General features: G+C 63.9%; 11 protein-coding genes. 3 read left to right on the top strand and 8 right to left on the bottom strand.

Translation table 11 applies throughout. From position 1 onward, the window contains the following. Positions 1-167: 167 nt before the first annotated feature. Positions 168-659: a hypothetical protein gene (locus HAP40_RS34445; protein ID WP_166812898.1), complete on the bottom strand. Its 492-nt coding sequence runs from the start codon at positions 657-659 to the stop codon at positions 168-170. A 290-nt stretch (positions 660-949) separates the two neighbouring features. Between HAP40_RS34445 and HAP40_RS34440 the strand changes: the two genes are divergently transcribed. Continuing rightward, positions 950-4,003, top strand: a complete 3,054-nt coding sequence (locus HAP40_RS34440; protein ID WP_166812900.1) for an ATP-binding protein — start codon at positions 950-952, stop codon at positions 4,001-4,003. Between the two features lie 150 nt (positions 4,004-4,153). Here HAP40_RS34440 and HAP40_RS34435 read toward each other — a convergent pair whose 3' ends face one another. The 6 genes from HAP40_RS34435 to HAP40_RS34410 form a co-directional block, all read right to left on the bottom strand. Then, on the bottom strand, positions 4,154-5,650 hold the full coding sequence (locus tag HAP40_RS34435; protein WP_166812902.1) for a sugar ABC transporter ATP-binding protein: 1,497 nt from the start codon (positions 5,648-5,650) through the stop codon (positions 4,154-4,156). Next, positions 5,647-6,744 carry a hypothetical protein gene (locus HAP40_RS34430; protein WP_166812904.1) on the bottom strand — a complete coding sequence of 366 codons (1,098 nt, stop codon included), beginning with the start codon at positions 6,742-6,744 and terminating at the stop codon, positions 5,647-5,649. The genes HAP40_RS34435 and HAP40_RS34430 overlap by 4 nt, the downstream gene beginning before the upstream one ends. Continuing rightward, positions 6,741-8,864: an ABC transporter permease gene (locus HAP40_RS34425; RefSeq protein ID WP_166812906.1), complete on the bottom strand. Its 2,124-nt coding sequence runs from the start codon at positions 8,862-8,864 to the stop codon at positions 6,741-6,743. The genes HAP40_RS34430 and HAP40_RS34425 overlap by 4 nt, the downstream gene beginning before the upstream one ends. 80 nt (positions 8,865-8,944) lie before the next feature. Further along, a complete protein-coding gene (locus tag HAP40_RS34420) occupies positions 8,945-9,961 on the bottom strand; it encodes a sugar ABC transporter substrate-binding protein (protein WP_166812908.1) in 1,017 nt (338 codons plus the stop codon). Positions 9,962-10,001: 40 nt separating this feature from the next. After that, a complete protein-coding gene (locus HAP40_RS34415; RefSeq protein ID WP_166812910.1) occupies positions 10,002-10,973 on the bottom strand; it encodes an ABC transporter permease in 972 nt (323 codons plus the stop codon). Between the two features lie 40 nt (positions 10,974-11,013). Further along, on the bottom strand, positions 11,014-12,909 hold the full coding sequence (locus tag HAP40_RS34410) for an AMP-binding protein (protein ID WP_246741224.1): 1,896 nt from the start codon (positions 12,907-12,909) through the stop codon (positions 11,014-11,016). Between the two features lie 268 nt (positions 12,910-13,177). On the opposite strand from HAP40_RS34410, the gene HAP40_RS34405 reads away from it, so the two are divergent. Beyond that, positions 13,178-14,122: a helix-turn-helix domain-containing protein gene (locus tag HAP40_RS34405; protein ID WP_166812912.1), complete on the top strand. Its 945-nt coding sequence runs from the start codon at positions 13,178-13,180 to the stop codon at positions 14,120-14,122. A 46-nt stretch (positions 14,123-14,168) separates the two neighbouring features. Here the strand turns inward: HAP40_RS34405 and HAP40_RS34400 are convergent, their stop codons facing one another. After that, the gene (locus HAP40_RS34400; protein ID WP_166812914.1) at positions 14,169-15,374 is read right to left on the bottom strand and encodes an ABC transporter substrate-binding protein; all 1,206 of its coding nucleotides are present in this window, start codon (positions 15,372-15,374) and stop codon (positions 14,169-14,171) included. A gap of 167 nt (positions 15,375-15,541) precedes the next feature. On the opposite strand from HAP40_RS34400, the gene HAP40_RS34395 reads away from it, so the two are divergent. Next, positions 15,542-16,309: a FadR/GntR family transcriptional regulator gene (locus HAP40_RS34395; protein ID WP_166812916.1), complete on the top strand. Its 768-nt coding sequence runs from the start codon at positions 15,542-15,544 to the stop codon at positions 16,307-16,309. The last annotated feature ends 40 nt before the right edge of the window (positions 16,310-16,349 follow it).

The following is a 16,349-nucleotide window of genomic DNA, read 5'->3' as shown; positions in this document are numbered from 1 at the left end:
CGGCTGACGCGAAGCTGACAGCCGCGTTGCCGCCGAGGATGGCGCGACAGGATCGCAGAGACGATCGAGCGGACGCGATCCGCTGATCATTGCTCTCCCGCGCGCCGGTGGGCGCGCGAGAGGTGAGGACCGCGATGTCCTCGATCGAGCCAGATGCGCTCGAAGGATCAGTCCCTGTACGGACAGACCATCGTCAGGTGGAGCAGCGTCGGCTTGTCCGAGCCTTTTTTATATTCCCATTCCAGCCGGATCTCGTGCCGGTGGGCGTAGGCGTCGTTCGGCGCATGGACGATGATATTGGTCTTCATCGGGATCGGCGGCTCGGAATTGAAGCACTTACGCACGCAGGCATCGAGCAGATCGCACCGGGTCAAGGGAATGACGCCCGGCTCGTCCCGGGAGAGGGGGACCGTGTTCGGCTGGGTGCTGAGGTCGAGACGAGCCCGGCCCTTCTCCTTGTGCCAGTATTTCGCGCTCCCCTGCGGCCACTTCGAGGCTGGCGTCAGGATCAGATGGTACTGGCCGTATTCCAGAGTCGGCAGATCGATGTCGTCCGATGCCTTGAGCTTGGCCACGCTCCTCTTCATGTTCGCCAAGGGATAGTAGTTGGCATTCATCAAGTCCCTGAACGCCCTGCCATTGTATGTCTTGCCACCCATCGCCTTGTCCTTCGATATGTTCTAATCAATCAGGGTGACGTGCAGCCCAGCAAAGCTCGTTGGCCAGAACGAAAGCCTCGGCGCCCCCTAGAACGCGCGGCCCCCATATTCGCGCGCGCAATTGCTATCACTCGAAAATGTGCTTCGTCCAGAGAGCTGCGGGTTGGTGATGCAGCCATGTTGCCGCGCAAGTTCGATTGCCACGAATCTTCCGATGGGTAATCTTGCGTCAGGCTCCTTGCGAGCGCCGGTCGGCAAAAGACGGCGCTGCAGCTTTTGAAGGCACGGAAATGCATTGTGTCGCGTGTCAGTCGGCGATCGACCCAGGCGATAGCTGGTGCTCCAAATGCGGGGTGGCCGTGCGCCGTTCCGAGCCGGACAGCGAACGCCGGTTCGTGACGATTCTCCGCGCCGACGTCGTCGATTCCACGGGGCTTGTCGCCGATCTCGATCCGGAGGAGGCGGTCTCGCGCCTGGAGCCGGCATTGGCGGCGATGAGAGGCGCGGTGCGTCAGTTTGGAGGCATCGTCAGCAAGGAATTGGGCGACGGGCTTTCTGCGGTGTTCGGTGCCCCGATTGCGGACGACAATCATGCTCCGCTGGCCTGTCATGCGGCGATCGAATTGGTCCGGCGCGTCGTCGGCCTGGGTGATCCCGGGCTTCAGGTCCGGGTTGGTTTGCACTCGGGCCATGTCGTCGCCTACATGGTCTCCAGCGAGTTTTCCAAGGTCTACGAGATCGGCGGTGCCGCCCAGCATCTGGCCGCCCGCCTGGAATCTGCGGCCGAGGCGAATCAGATCTACGTCTCGAAGGCCTGCCAGGAGCTTGCCGAAGGGCATGTCCGATTCGAGTATCTCGGCGGCAAGCCGTTGCGGGGCTTCAACCAGTCCGTGCCGGTCTACCGGATCGTGGGGGCGAGCGACCTGTCCAGCTGGCGGGTGCGGCGGGCGCGCAGCGTCTCGCGATTCGTCGATCGTACGACCGAGCGGGCGTTGCTGGCCCGTGCCGTCGAGAGCGCCAGAACGAGCCGGCGGACGGTCCTGCTGCTCGGCGACGCGGGCATCGGCAAATCGCGGCTCGCGCACGAATTTGTCCAGGCGCTCAGATCCCATGGTTGGCGCCTGATCGATGCCGAGTGCAGCCCGAACCTCCAGGGGGCCCCGTTCAGCACGCTCAAGCGCGTTCTGCTATCGGCCCTGGAGGTCGCCGCAAAGGATCCCGACAGCCCGTCGGATCCGCGGAAGGATCTCGGGGAGATTGCGCAATGCGCCCTCGACGCAGTGCTCGATCTGCCGACATCGAATCCTGACTGGGCACAGCTCGAGCCCCACGCCCGAGGACGCGCGATCTCCGATGCAAGCAGCGCCGTCATCGAGGACATCGCGCGTCGTCAACGAACCATCCTTCTGCTCGAGGACCTGCATTGGATCGACCGGGCGAGCGATGCGGTGATGGCTGCGATTGCTTCGCTTCAGGCGCCGGGTCTCCTCGTCCTCCTCACTTCCAGGCCCAACGGCATGCCGGTCTGGATTGCGCGCTGCCACGCCGAGGTCGTCGCGATGCAGCCGCTCGACGATGATTCGGGGCTGGCCATGCTGGCCGACATGCTTGGCCCCTCCGCGGCCAACGACGACCTGAAGAATCGGATCATTTCGCACACGGCAAACGTCCCTCTGTTCATCGAGGAGGTGTGCCGGGGCTTGAGGGATAGCGGAACGCTGCACGGCCAGTGGGGAGATCTGGCGCTGATGCGTCCGATCGACGAGCTTGGCATTCCCTCCAGCATCCAGGGTGTGATTGCGGCGCGCCTCGATCGTGTGTCGCGTCAGGAGCGTTCCGTCTTGCAGATCGCGGCAGCGCTTGGTCCGCGATCGAGCATCGCCATGCTGCGAAATCTCGTCGAGCTGCCCGAGAGCGCCCTTCAGGATTGCCTTGCGGTGCTCGATCGTGCCGAGCTTCTGGTGAGGATCGACAGCGAATTGGACGACGCGCTCGAGTTTCGGCACGAGATGGTCCGCCAGGTGACCTATGATTCGATGGTCGAGAAGGTGCGCGAAGACATTCACGCGCGCATTCTTGCGCGGCTCGACCGCGACGGAGTGGGCGCGGATGAGCCCGATACGCTGTGCTATCACGCGGTGCGTGCCCGCGATTGGTACAAGGCGTTCAGCTACGGCAAGAGCGCGGGACGAAAATGCTTGAGCCGGTCGGCATTTTCGGACGCGGCCAGCTATTTCGAGATCGCGATGGGCTCGCTCGACAAGACGCCGATGACGCCTTTGCGGGAGGCCGACGCCATCGATCTGCGGATGGAAGCACGCGCGGCCTTCATCGCATCCGGCCAGGTCTCCGATTGGCTGGATCTTGGAAAGGATGCCGAGCGGCGGGCGGAGGCGATCAACGACATCGGGCGAAAGGTCGCCGCGATGACGGTCAGGGCCGGTGCACAGAACTTCTACGGAGCACCGGTCGAGGCCGTCGCGGTCTCGGAAGAGGTGGTCCGCCTCGCGCAAGAATGGGGCAATCCGGGTTGGCTCAATCTCGCCCGATATGGTCTCGGACAGGCCTATTTCCTCGCCGGCCGCTACCGGGAAGCCGAACAGACTCTGGCACTGGCCCGCGCCCAGTTGGCGGGTCCGGCAGCCAGCGCTCCGATCGGGACGACGCCCAGATATCTGCTTCTGCTCTGCTGCATGATGAAAAGCTTCACCCACACGGTCATGGGCGAGCTCGATGTCGCCGAGCAGCTCCAGCGCGAGGCCGCTGCGATTGCGGAGGAGACGGGCCGTCCCTACGATCGCGTCGCGGCCGCTTATAGCGGCGGGTGGCTGAAGCTGGGGCAGAACGATGCGGCGGCCGCCGCTTCCATGCTTGAGGACGGGTTCGTCCTCGCGCAGAAGCACGGCATCCGGCTGTTCGTACCCGTGCTCGCCTGCCATCTCGGCATAGCCTACCTGGAGCAGGGCCTGTTCGACCGGGCGCGGGGCATGCTGACGGAAGCGCGCGAGGAGGCCAGGGCGGTCGGCTATACCTCGGCGGTGTTGCGCAGCGCGATCTACCTGGCGCTGGCCGCCCACCGGCTCGGCGACGTCAGGGCCGCGCAGAACATGCTGCGCGAGGCCCGCAATACGGCGCGGCAGCAGGGGTTTTCGGGCCTCGAGGCCGAGGCCCTGTTCGGCGAAGCCGTGGTGACACCGCCCTCCGATGCCGTAAGCAAGACGGCCATATTCGCGTCCTTGCGTGCCGTCATCGCGATCGCCTCCGAGAGCGGCGCCCGGCCGCTCCGGCACAAGGCCGAGGCGATGCTGAACGAGATGCTGGCGAAAGGCGGCGAGCTCACCTGACCGCGTCCCTCATGGTCCTGCGATCGTTCCGGCCGGGCCGTTGCCCGACGCGACTTTTGGATTTCGTAGGCAGATCAGGGATTTACGAGACTGCCTCTACTGTGCATGGGGTTGTTTTTGCCATTTTTGATAGGGCGGGCCGCCGCCGAGCTAATGAATCGCGGCATACATGATCCTCTCCTCCGTCGCGTCGAGTGCAGAGAATTCCTCCACGACCTTGCCCTGACGCGAGACCAGGATGCGGTCGGAGAGCGCCATGATCTCCGGCAAGTAGGACGAGATGACCACGACCGCCTTGCCCTCGTCGGCGAGTTGGTTGATCAGCTCGTGGATTTCAACGATGGCACCGACGTCGACGCCGCGGGTCGGCTCGTCGAAGATGATCAGGTCCGGCTCTTGCACCAGCGACTTTGCGATCACGACCTTCTGCTGGTTGCCGCCGGAAAGCTCGACCACCTTGGCCTGGTCGCCGATGGCGCGAACCCTGAGTTTCTCGATCCAGCTCTTTCCCACCGTATCGGTCTCCCGGCGCGACAGTAGCATACGTCCCCTCGGAAACTTCGACAGCAGGCCGAGATAGATGTTGCGCGCGATCGAGGACGTCTCGAAGAAACCCTCGACCTTGCGGTCCTCGGTGACGTAGGCGATGCCGGCCTTCACCGCCGGCGCCGGCACCCGGTAGCGTACAGGCTTGTCGTGCAGCAGGATCTCGCCGCCGTGGAAGAAGTCACGCTTGAGCACGCCGGAGACAATCTTGAACGTCTCGGTGCGGCCAGCGCCGACGAGGCCGAAGACGCCGGTGATCTGTCCGGCGAATACCGACAGCGAATTGTTCTTCACCATCGGTGCCATCTTCAGATTTTGGACCGTGAGTACGCGCGCGCCGGCCGGCCGCACGGTGCTCTTCCGCGCGCCGTAGAGCGTGTTGGAGAGGTCGCGCCCGACCATGGCCTGCACGATGGCGGCACGGTCGAATTTGGCCGCGTCGTCCGTCACGACGTGCTTGCCGTCGCGCAGCACCGTGATGCGGTCGGCCAGCAGCAGGGCCTCTTCCAGGGCGTGCGAGATGAAGACGATCGAGACGCCGCGCTTCCTGAGATCGCGGACCAGGTCGAAGAAGTATTTCTTCTCCTCCGGCGTCAGCGATGCGGTCGGCTCGTCGAAGATGATCACCTTGGCGCGGTGCAGGACCGCGCGCGCGATCTCGACCATCTGCTTCTTGGCCGCGCCGAGGCCGCTCACGGTGGCGGTCGGCGTGACGTCGAAATTGAGCGATTGCAAAAACTGCTGCGCGGCGATGTAGATGCCGCGCAGGCGGTTGTAGAACTTTTCCTGCCCGAGAAACAGATTCTGCGCCACCGTCATGGTCGGCACCAGGCTGTTCTCCTGGAACACCATGGCGATGCCGAGGTTGCGCGCCTCCAGCGGCGTTCTTGGTGCGACGGCGGCGCCGTCGATCGTCATGGTACCCGAGGTCAGCGTCACCACGCCGGCCATCACCTTGGTCAGGGTGGACTTGCCCGCACCGTTCTCGCCGACCAGCGCGTGGATTTCACCGCGGCGGAGGTCGAAGTCCACCCCGTCGATGGCGGGCACACCGGCGTAGAGCTTTGTCGCCTTGCGCAGCGAGAGCATGACGTCGCTCATGAGCAAAACTCCTCGGCAAGGCCATCGAGTGGCAGTCGCAATACGCGGCCAGGTCCTTTCGCGATCAGAATGAGATCGCGGCCCATCTCAATCGCCGCAACGACGCCGTGATTGACGCCGTCGACCCGGCTATGCAGCGAATACAGCGGCTGGCCTTCGGCGCTCAGGCGAATGACGAGGCCGTAAGAGCGCGGCGGCGCCCACGGCTTGATCACGCCCATGGTCTTGATGTGCGCGCCCTGCATCGGTTCCTTGAACGAGAAGCCCGACCGCAGGCGCGGTGCGACCCAGTAGGCGGGATCGATCTCGGCCATCATGCGGCGGCGGTAAGCCGGCTCGCGCAGCACGAATTCGATCAGCTGGGTGCGCGCGGTGAAGGCGGTGAGCCAGTAGCCGCCGCCGGAAGCCTTCGACAGCCGTGACGGATAGACCGGCAGGTGAGCAAGCACGGTCCGCGGCGACGTGCCCGGCGCCACCAGCGTGAGACGATGGCGCCAGCTCTCGCTGACCAGCACGCCATTGCCATGTGCGTAGGCACCGAAGGCATGGCCGAATCCCTGGGCCAGAACTGTCACACTCTTGCTGGCGGGATCGAGCCTGAACACACGGCCGCTCCGGTTGAGCTCCATCAGGTCACGCGCCCAGTCGTCGACGCCGCATGTTGCAGAGCCGTCCGTCGCGATGAGCGTGTTGTCACTCGCGAGCGCCAGTGCGTTGACTGCATTGAAGGCAGCATCCGCGAATGTCACGCTGGACTGTTCGGCAGACGGGTTTGCGTAAAGACGCACCTCGCGTCCTCCGAGCGCCACGGCAAGGCCGCCGCCGGGGAGGGCACACAGCGCCGAGATCGGCTGCGCGAAGCTGCGGACTTCCGACGCCGTGTTGCCGTCGAGACGCATCAACCGCTGTCCGTCCGCGATGAAGAGATTGCTGCCATCGGTGGCGAGGTCTTCGGGAGCCTCGCATGTCAGCAAGGTGTCAGCCGCTTCGAGCTTCTGGTTGGGCTTCAAAGCGCCGTCGAAGGACGGCACGGTGATGGTCGCGTCGCCGCGGCCGAGAAATCGGTTGGCGAATTCCCTGACGGCTGCGATCACGACTGCTTCCCCCACCGCTTGTCATACTGGACGAAGTTCGGATCGGCGTTGTCGAGCTTGTAGCGGCCGATCCGGTTGTTGAGGATGCCGCCGAGATAGAGATAGCCGCGATGCTCGCGCATCGAGGTGATCATCGGATGGTTCTCGCCGTGCAGGTCCCAGAACGATTCGAGGATCCTGCCCTGCTCGTTGAATTTGACCACGCAGCCGGTGTTGATGTTGGGGAATAACCATTCGTCCACGGGCACGCGTTTGCCCATGCGGCGCCGGAAACCCGGCATCTTCCAGGCAAGGTCGAGCGAGGGGCTGCGCATGCCGACCAGCGCCAGCCAGTAATTGCCGTCCGAAGCGAGATTGATGTTGTCGGGGTAGCCCGGCAGATTGTCCATGACGATCTCGACCTTGCCCTTCTTCGGTCCCGCGAAGTAATAGCGCTTGATCGAGCAGCCGAAGGTTTCGGCGAACAGGATCGACTGGCCGTCGCTGGCGACGCAGATGCCGTTCGGGAATTTGAGGCCGCGCAGCTCGGTTCGCGTCGCACCGGTCTTGGTGTCGTAGGAGATGATGCGGCCGTTGCCGCGCGCCTCGAGGCCGTCGATCGGCCACTCGTCCATCTCGTAACGCACGGTGGCTTCGGAAAAGAAGATCAGGCCGTCGTCGGTGATGTCGAGGTCGTCGGCGAGCCGGAGGCGGCTGTCGTCGTTGACCGAGCGCATGCTGCGATTGGTCTCGTCGGTCGCCTTTTCGACCATGCCGTCGGGCTTGATCCGGTAGAGTCCCATGCCGCCGATGCAGACGTAGAGATTGTCCTGCCGGTCGAAGGCCATGCCGAGCGGCTGGCCGCCAATATGGGCGAAGACCTCCATCTTCTGATAGTCGGGCGCCAGGAAGCGCATGATGTCGCCATGGCGCGAGCCGGCATAGAGATTGTCGTGGCGATCGAGGATGACATCCTCCGGCGCCTCGATGCGGCCAAGGCCGATCGCTTCGACATTGCGCAGCTTGTCGTTCTGCTCGAACGGGCCGCCTTGTCCGATCTCGGTCGGCGGAGGCGGTGGCAACGAATGGTAGGTCGGCGCGACGTAGACCTTGCTGATAATGCGTGTCCGGTTCTTCTGCCAGCGGATATCGACCATGGCAGCAACGAGCAGGATGCCGGCGAGCGCCATCCGGTTGACGCCACCGCGCGCGTTCATGGTGGTCAGCCCGTTGGTGATCAGCAGTACGATCAGCACGCCGACCGCCGATTTGGCGACCGAGCCCTTGCCGCCGCCGAGTGTGATGCCGCCGAGCACGGTGGCGGTCAGAACGATCACCTCGAGACCGACGCCGATGTCGCCCCCGACGGTGCCGAGCCGGGATGCGAAGAACAGCGCGCCGATGCTGGTTAGCACGCCGCTGGCGACGTAGCAGAGCGCGATCGTACGGCGGACCGGTATGCCCGAATTGTACGCCGAACGGCGCGAGCCGCCGATCGCGGTGATATGCCAGCCCGGGCGGAGCCGGGTCATGAAGATGTGGCCGAAGATGGCGATGACGATGTAGACAAGCGCGACGGTTGGAATGCCGAACACGCTGCCACCGCCGATGAAATCCCAGGACGGGATGTCGGGGAAGGCCGACGCGATTGCGTTTGAGTAACGCTGGATCAGGAGATCATAGGCCGAGCGGTAGATGATCAGGGTGATCAGCGTGGTGATGAAGGCGCGCAGCCTCAAATATCCTATCAACACGCCGTTGACTGCGCCGAGCAGCGCACCGCAGAGCAGCGTCGCCGCCACTACCGCCGGCACCGGCCAGCCCAGCACGTCGAGGCAATAGAGTGCGCAGAAATCGGTCAGCGCGAAGATCGAGCCGACCGAAAGATCGATGCCGCCGACGATGACGACCAGCGCCAGTCCGAGCGCGATGAAGCCGATCTCTCCGGCCTGGCGCGCCGTGTCGGCGAGGCTCGCCGGCGACAGGAAATTGTCGATGGACCGGCTGAGCGCGAGGCCGACGATCAAAAGAAGAATGACCGGAATGGCTGTCTCGGTCCATCGCTTGGACAGGATTTCGCCGAGGAGATGATCGGGCCAGTAGCGGTAACGCAGGCTTGTCAGTGTGTCGCGCATCGGCATTCCAGCAGGGGCGTGGAGAATGTTCGGGAGTGAGATCCCCGGGGCTGAATGTCCCGGGGATCAAGAGCGTCAGCGCAAAGCTATTTCTTGAGGTCGCTGAGGTTCCAGCAGGCCATTTGGCTGTCGGCGTTCGCCTTGGTGATCGGAATCAGCGTGGTGTATTCCGAGCCCTTGACGGAGCCAGGCTTCACGCCTGACGACAGCAGCCACTTGATCGTGCCGGCCATCTGCGCGGCCTGGGTCGGCACGTCGTAGCTCATGTTGAGATCGAACGCGCCCGACTTGACCAGCTCGCAGGCGCCCTTGCGCTCGCCGCCGCCCGAGGTTGCCACGAACACCTTGCCGGTGAGGCCCGCTTCCTTGACGGCCGCCGCGGTGCCGATGTCCATGCCGTCCCAGAACCCGACGATGCCGCAGAGATCGGGATTCTGCTTCAGCACCGTCTGCGTGATCGCCTTGGCCTTGGCGGCGTCCCAATCGGCGGCCTGGCTGGACACCACCTTGATTTCGGGATGCTTGGCGAGAACGTTCTCGACGCCCTTGAGGGTATAGGCGCTCGCTGCCGCCGACAGCGCGCCCTGGATGATCGCGATCTTGTTCGACTTGCCCTCGCAGGCCTTGACCACGCCTTCGGTCTGGCGCTCGCCGATCTCGACCCAGTTGGCGCCGACGAAGGCGGAGCTGCGATAGGCGGAGCCCATGTTGATCTGGATGACGTAGATGCCTTCGTTCTCTGCGCGCTGCAGCAGTTTTGCGTAGGTCTGCACATCAGGGTTGTGGACCACGATCACCGCCGGCTTTTCGGAGATCAGCGACGTCACGGCCTGTGCGCCGGCATTGGTGTTCCAGTTGGCATCGCGGATCACGAACTTGACCCCGAACGGCTCGAGCTCCTTCTTCAGGCCGGCATACCAGCCCTCGGTCAGGTCGAAGTTCATGGCGACGGGAACGTAAGCCACGGTCTTGCCGGCCAGCGCTTCCTTGAACGGCTTCTGGAACGGCTCGTCGAGGCCCTGCTGGGCGAGAGCCGGTGCGGTCATGGCCGCGAGACCCAGTGCGGCAACGAGTGCCTTTGTCGGGGTGCCGAAATGCTTCATTGCTTCCTCCTTCGTTGTGGTTGTCGTTGTAATCAGTGGTTCAGATATCGCCCTGCTGTGCCGTTTCTTCGTTGCGCGGATTCAGGAAGGAATCCGTGATGACGGCGAGCAGCAGAACCACGCCCTTGATGAGGTTCTGCCCGGCGTAGGAGATGTCCATGATGGTCATGCCGTTGAGCATCGTGCCGATCACGAGCGTGCCGATCACGACGTTCAACACGCCGCCGCGGCCGCCTGAGAGGCCGATGCCGCCGAGCACGACGACCAGGATGACATCGTAGATCAGCGTCGAATTGAAGATGCGGGTCGGCATCGAATTGACCGATGCCGCCATCACGAGGCCCGCGAAGCAGCCGATCAGTGCAGTGATCACATATTGCAGGACGATGATCGGGCGCGATGGAATGCCGGTGACACGCGCAGCGAAAGGGTTGTCGCCGATCGCGTAGATGTAAGCACCCCAGCGCGTCTTTCGCAGCAGGAACGCGACGACGATGCATGCGATCGCGAACATCACGATCGATGTGGGGATACCGAGAATCGTTCCCTGTCCGAGCTTCTCGAAGCCATCCATGCCCGGACTCCATTGCACGACGTCGAGCTGGAACAAGGCGGCCTGCCCGAGGCCGGCGAGGAGGAGGCCGGTGGCGAGCGTGGCGAACAGCGAGGGCACTTCGGCATAGGCGATCAGCCAGCCATTGACGAGGCCGAAGGCAATCGTGAGCAGCAAGGCGGTCAGCAGCGAGGCCGGCATCGAGTGACCGTTCTGTACCATTTGCAGGACCAGCCCCGGCGGGACCGCGAGCGCCGCGATCAGCGAGATGTCGATGCCGCGCCCGATCACGACGATGGCCATGGCAAGACCGAGGATGCCGAGCACGGAGACGTTCTGCAGCAGCGTCAGCATGTTTTCCGGCGTGAGAAAGCCGCGCAGGAAAATCGAGAACACCATAAACAGCAGGGCGAAGACGGCGAAGACGATTTCCTGCTGATTGAACCGAATGCGCTTCATCCCAGTCTTGCCTTTCTGCGGCGTCGACCTCTGTGGGCCGTTATGACGATCGTGTCGTGATGCGATATGTCTGCGGGAGCGGTGTCAAGCTCTCGGTGAGTGCCTTGACCCGATCCTGATCGTTAGAATCGATCGAGATGTGGACAAGCGTGTTCAGCCTGGCGTCCTTCTCGACGACAATGTCTGCCGTAGTGTCCGGTCCGAAAATGCGGTCGATCTCGGTCCTGACCTTCTCCTGAACGGCGAGGTCGCGCAGCGTGGGCTTGAAGATCTTGCCGACCGCGGTGACCGGAAGCGCCTCGAGCAGCACGACGCGCTTCGGCTTCGCAGGCGGCTCGTTGACATTGCGTTCGAGATGCTCGCGCAGCTGTGCGAGGTCGATGGTCTGTCCCGGCGACGGTACCACGAAGAGAATGGGCACTTCGCCGGCATAAGCGTCGGGCATGCCGACGGCCGAGCTCATCTGGACGCCGGGGAAGGCGTTGGCGACGTCCTCGATCGCGGCGGGGTCGATGTTGTGACCGCTGCGGACGATGAGGTCCTTCTCGCGACCGGTCAGCACCAGGCGCTGATCTGCCGTGAGGTAGCCGACATCGCCGGTGACGATCCAATGGTCGTCGGTGAGCACGCCCTTGTTGTGCTGGGGATCGAGATAACCGGGAAACACCTGCGGTCCCCGGGCGAGCACGAGACCGCTGGTGAGCGGCGGGCATTCCGTCCTCAGGCCGACATCCTCGAGCGCGACGATTTTCGTCTGCGCGAACGGCGCCCGGAAGCCGACGCTGCCTTGCACGGGTGTTCCGCGGCCCGGATTGAAGGCGATAGCCGCCGCGGTCTCCGTCATGCCGTAGGTCTCGAACAGCGTGATCCCGGTTCGCGCCTGAAACCTCTCGCTGACCGCCTTCGGCGCAACGGCCCCACCGGTGAGCGCCATGCGAACCGAGCTGATGTCGGAGGAGCCGATCGGCACTTCCGCAAGCGCGGCAATCGATGTCGGCACGCCGCTGACGATGGTCGCGCGAAATCGCTCGACCGTGTGCCAATAGTCGCGGATGGCATCGGGACTTCGGAGGCTATAGGGCGAGGGAATGATCACATGGCCGCCAGCTGCGAGGATCGACAGGCCGAGCGTCATCGTGCCGCCGACGTGAAACAGCGGAAAGCCGTTCACGGCTGCATCCAGCTCATCCAATCCGTGGACCTGCGCAAAGCTCCAGGCTGCATGGATCTGGTTGCCATGCGTCAGCCGAACCAGCTTCGGTCGTCCGGTGGTCCCGCCGGTGTGGAAGAGGGCGCAAATCGCCTCGCGATCCGCCGAAGGCTCGAAGTCCAGCGTATCGCGCCCTCCCGCGATCGCCTTGTCGAAGCCCAGGAACCCTCCAGGCAGGATGCCGCTCGTACCGATCACAAAAATGGACTTCAGCGACGGGACGCGCTTTGCGACATCGGCCGCCTTGGCCCAGATCGCGTGATCGGCCGCTTCGGCAGGGATGACCAGCACGGTCGCGTTCTGCGCCTCGAGCAGGTCGGCGATCGCGTCCTCGTTGAGGAGATAGTTGATCGAGCTGGCAACGCCCGCGACCTGGGCGCCGAGCAACGCCGGAAACAGTGGCGGGAGGATCGGGCAGAGGAACGCGGCGGTGCCGCCGCTCGTGCCAATCCCGTGCAACCTGAACAGATTGGCCGCACGCGTGATCTCCGCAAGCAGTTGCCGATGCGTCAGCGTCACGTCGCCGGGCTCGCGCGAGCCCTTGGTCAGGACGGTCAGTGCGGGACGGTCGGGATGCAGGCGCGCCGTCGCGTCGAAGAGATCAAGCAGATTGCGGGCAGGGACGAGCGAGGCGTAAGGCCTCTGCTCCAGCGCCTCGATATCGGCGATGGTCTTGACCGGTTGCGTGAACCGCGTCGTGATGGGCGATGGCAATGCGCTGCTCACGGGCACCGCCGTTCGGGCGGCACGGCAGATCGTGCTGCGGCTGATCCGAGCTGATGCAAGCGAACGTTTCCCGCCTATCTCATTGACCGTTTTTTGTTCTTCATAGGCCACATGCCCGAACGCGGCTTGCTCCGGAGCGCAAAGCTTTTGCTTCTCCGTGCAAAACCGTCTTGCGTGTAGGCGGCGGCCCTCTAGAATCTCGATGCGTGGCCAGCTTGTGCGATGCACAAACGACGTTCATCATGGCGGCGCAACGGATGGGCGCACGATGAACCTGGTGTTTTCGACAGACGAGCTGGAGCCGTCCAAGCGCTACGCCGCGTGGCAAGGCGCGATCTGCGATGTCTATGTCCATGTCGACGTGAATGCCGAGGAGCGATCCGACTATCACGGCTTCATTCGCGAGGCGCGCTTCGGCGCGGTGACGATGACCGACGTCCTGCTGTCGGAGCAGCGCATCTCGCGCCGCGAGCGGCACATCGCAAAGCTCGACAAGGATTGCTACTACGTCGAATTCGTCCAGCAGGGCCGCATCAATGTGCTCCAGGCCGGCCAGACCCTGCTGTCGAACCCCGGCGTCAGCGCGATCTTTTCGGCCTCCGAGGCCTATGATCTCGAATGCGTCGGCAAGGTGCGATCGCTCTATCTCGAGATCCCGCGCAAGGAATTTTCCGCACGCTTCAGCGACGGACGCCTTCCCGTGGTGACGACGATGGCGACGAGCCGCGGCCTTGGCCGGATCGCCGCCGAGTTCTGTGCGACGCTGGCCGCGGAAGGCGCGCCGCTGGAGGAGACTGTGAGGACACGGCTCGGCGGTGAGCTGATGGACGTGCTAGCGCTTGCGCTCGACATGGGCGATCGGGACGAATTCTCGGAGGATGCGAGTGCGCAGCAAGCCCGTCTGCGCTCGGTCAAGGTCTGGATCGAAGCGCACCTCACCGATGCGGATCTGTCGCTGGAGAAGATCGCGAAGAGCAACGGCGTCTCGCTCAGGCATCTGCATTATCTCTTCCGGCTCACGGATGTCTCGGTGTCCGAATGGATTTTGGATCGCCGACTGCAGCGCTGCTACGACGTGCTGACCCGTCCCGAACTGCGGTCGCTGTCGATCACTGAAGTGGCGTACCAGTTGGGTTTCAGCAGTTCGTCCTATTTCAGCACGGTTTTCCGCAGGAAGTTCGGCCACAGCCCGTCGGACCTGCGGCGGCGCTAGTGGACCTGCACCGCGCTGGCGCGATGCCGGTCCGTCGTCGTTAGCGTTACTTCACCAGCGGGCAGCCGCCGTCCTTCAGCGGTCGGAACGCCTGGTCGCCGGGCACCTCGGCGAGCAGCTTGTAGTAATCCCACGGCCCCTTCGAGTCCTCCGGCTTCTTCACCTGGAACAGGTACATGCTGTGCACCATGCGGCCGTCCTCCCGCAGCACGCCGTTGTCGGTGAAGGCGTCGCGCACCGGCAGCTCGCGCATCTTGGCCATCACGGTCTTGGTGTCCTTGGTGCCGGCGGCCTGCACGGCTTTGAGGTAATGCAGCGTTGCGCTGTAGGTCGCGGCCTGGTTCATCGTCGGCATGCGCTTGATCCGTTCCATGAAACGCTTGCCGAACGCGCGGGTCTTGTCGTTGAGGTCCCAATAATAGGCCTCGGTCACGATCAGCCCTTGCGCAAGCTTGAGGCCCAGGCTGTGCACGTCGGAGATGAACATCACGATCGCAGCCAGGTTCTGGCCACCGGCGACGATGCCGAACTCGCCGGCCTGCTTGATCGCATTGATGGTGTCGCCGCCGCCATTGGCGAGCCCGATGATCTTGGCCTTTGAGGCCTGCGCCTGCAGCAGGAATGACGAGAAGTCCGCCGTGTTGAGCGGGTGCTTGACGCTGCCGAGCACCTTGCCGCCGGCCGCCTTCACCACCTCGCCGGTGTCGCGCTCGATGGAGTGGCCGAACACGTAATCCGCGGTGAGGAAGAACCAGCTGTCGCCGCCGTTCTTGACGATGGCGCTACCGACCGTGTGGGCGTTGGAGTAGGTGTCGTAAGTCCAGTGCGCGGTGTAGGGCGAGCACGACTTTCCGGTGATGTCGGAGCTCGCCGCATCCGTCACGATCATGATCTTCTCGTACTGCTTCGACAGCTCCATCACCGCGAGCGCGGTCGCCGAGGTCGGCAGATCGATGATCATGTCGACGCCCTCGGTCTCCCACCATTTGCGCGCGATGGTGGAGGCGACGTCGGGCTTGTTGAGCACGTCGGCACTGACCATGTCGATCGGCTTGCCGAACATCTGCCCGCCGAAATCCTCGATCGCCATCTTGGTGGCCTCGACATTCCCCATGCCTCCGATGTCGGAATAGACGGAGGAGAAGTCGGAGAGCACGCCGATCTTGAGCGGTGCCTGCTGGGCGGAGGCGGGAGAGAGCAGGACAGCCGACAGCAAGCCGGCCGCAGACGTGAGTGCTGCGATTGGTCTCATGGATAACGTTTCCTCTTGTATGGGACTATTTTGTCCCTTTGTCCGACAAAGCTAGAGCGGGGGCCGTGCAGAGTCAATTTGCTCCGAATGCAGCTTGGATGATGTAGTTTGACGCACCCGGGACGAGCCAATATAGTTTGTCGGACAATCGACATTGGGAGGCTGTTTTGCCTGTCGCGCCGCTCTTTCGTCCGATCGATGTCGCGCCGGCCTATCAGAAGGTCGCCGACGCCATCGAACGCGAGATCGTCAATGGCCGCATCAAGCCAGGCGATCCCATCGGCACCGAGCACGATCTCGTCCGACAGTTCGGCGTCAACCGCTCGACCATTCGCGAGGGCATCCGCGTGCTGGAGGAGGGCGGGCTGATCCGGCGCGACTCCTCGCGCCGCTTGCACGCCTGCCTGCCACGCTACAGCAAGCTGGCAAGCCGGCTCAGCCGCGCGCTGGTCCTGCATGAGGTCACCTTCCGCGAGCTCTACGAGGCCTCGATGACGCTTGAGGTCGCCAGCATCGAAGGCGCAGTGGAGCGCGCGAGCGAGGAGAACCTCGCCGAGCTCGCCGCCAATCTCGCGCGCAGCGAGGCCGTGGTCGGCGATCCCGCGATGCTCGCCGGATGCGACGCAGAATTTCACGTTCTGGTCGCGAAGGCCTCGCAAAATCGCGTGCTCCAGCTCGCGCGCGAGCCGGCCGCGCAATTGTTCTATCCGACCACGGAGATGATCGTCAGCGGCGTTGTTGAAGGCGGGCCGCGCCTCGTCGCAGCGCACCGCCATCTGATCGATGCGATCCGCCGCCGCGACCGCGAGGCCGGCGTGCTGTGGACACGGCGGCACTTGCAGGACTGGCGTCGCGGCTTCGAGAAGATCGCCTCGCTCGATCGTTCGGTCGAGCACATGTACATGGAGCACGCGCAGGCGGCCCGGCGCAGATAGGGCCAAAAACAAGACGCAAGATTTCAAACAAGAAATCCGG

The organism is Bradyrhizobium sp. 1(2017), from assembly GCF_011602485.2.
Taxonomy (GTDB): domain Bacteria; phylum Pseudomonadota; class Alphaproteobacteria; order Rhizobiales; family Xanthobacteraceae; genus Bradyrhizobium.
This window is presented reverse-complemented; position numbering and strand designations above follow the sequence as displayed.

Excerpts from the sequence above, each read along its gene's own strand:
- HAP40_RS34445 (WP_166812898.1), bottom strand. The coding sequence starts at position 659 with ATGGGTGGCAAGACATACAATGGCAGGGCGTTCAGGGACTTGATGAAT.
- HAP40_RS34440 (WP_166812900.1), top strand. The coding sequence starts at position 950 with ATGCATTGTGTCGCGTGTCAGTCGGCGATCGACCCAGGCGATAGCTGG.
- HAP40_RS34435 (WP_166812902.1), bottom strand. The coding sequence starts at position 5,650 with ATGAGCGACGTCATGCTCTCGCTGCGCAAGGCGACAAAGCTCTACGCC.
- HAP40_RS34425 (WP_166812906.1), bottom strand. The coding sequence starts at position 8,864 with ATGCCGATGCGCGACACACTGACAAGCCTGCGTTACCGCTACTGGCCC.
- HAP40_RS34420 (WP_166812908.1), bottom strand. The coding sequence starts at position 9,961 with ATGAAGCATTTCGGCACCCCGACAAAGGCACTCGTTGCCGCACTGGGT.
- HAP40_RS34415 (WP_166812910.1), bottom strand. The coding sequence starts at position 10,973 with ATGAAGCGCATTCGGTTCAATCAGCAGGAAATCGTCTTCGCCGTCTTC.
- HAP40_RS34405 (WP_166812912.1), top strand. The coding sequence starts at position 13,178 with ATGAACCTGGTGTTTTCGACAGACGAGCTGGAGCCGTCCAAGCGCTAC.
- HAP40_RS34400 (WP_166812914.1), bottom strand. The coding sequence starts at position 15,374 with ATGAGACCAATCGCAGCACTCACGTCTGCGGCCGGCTTGCTGTCGGCT.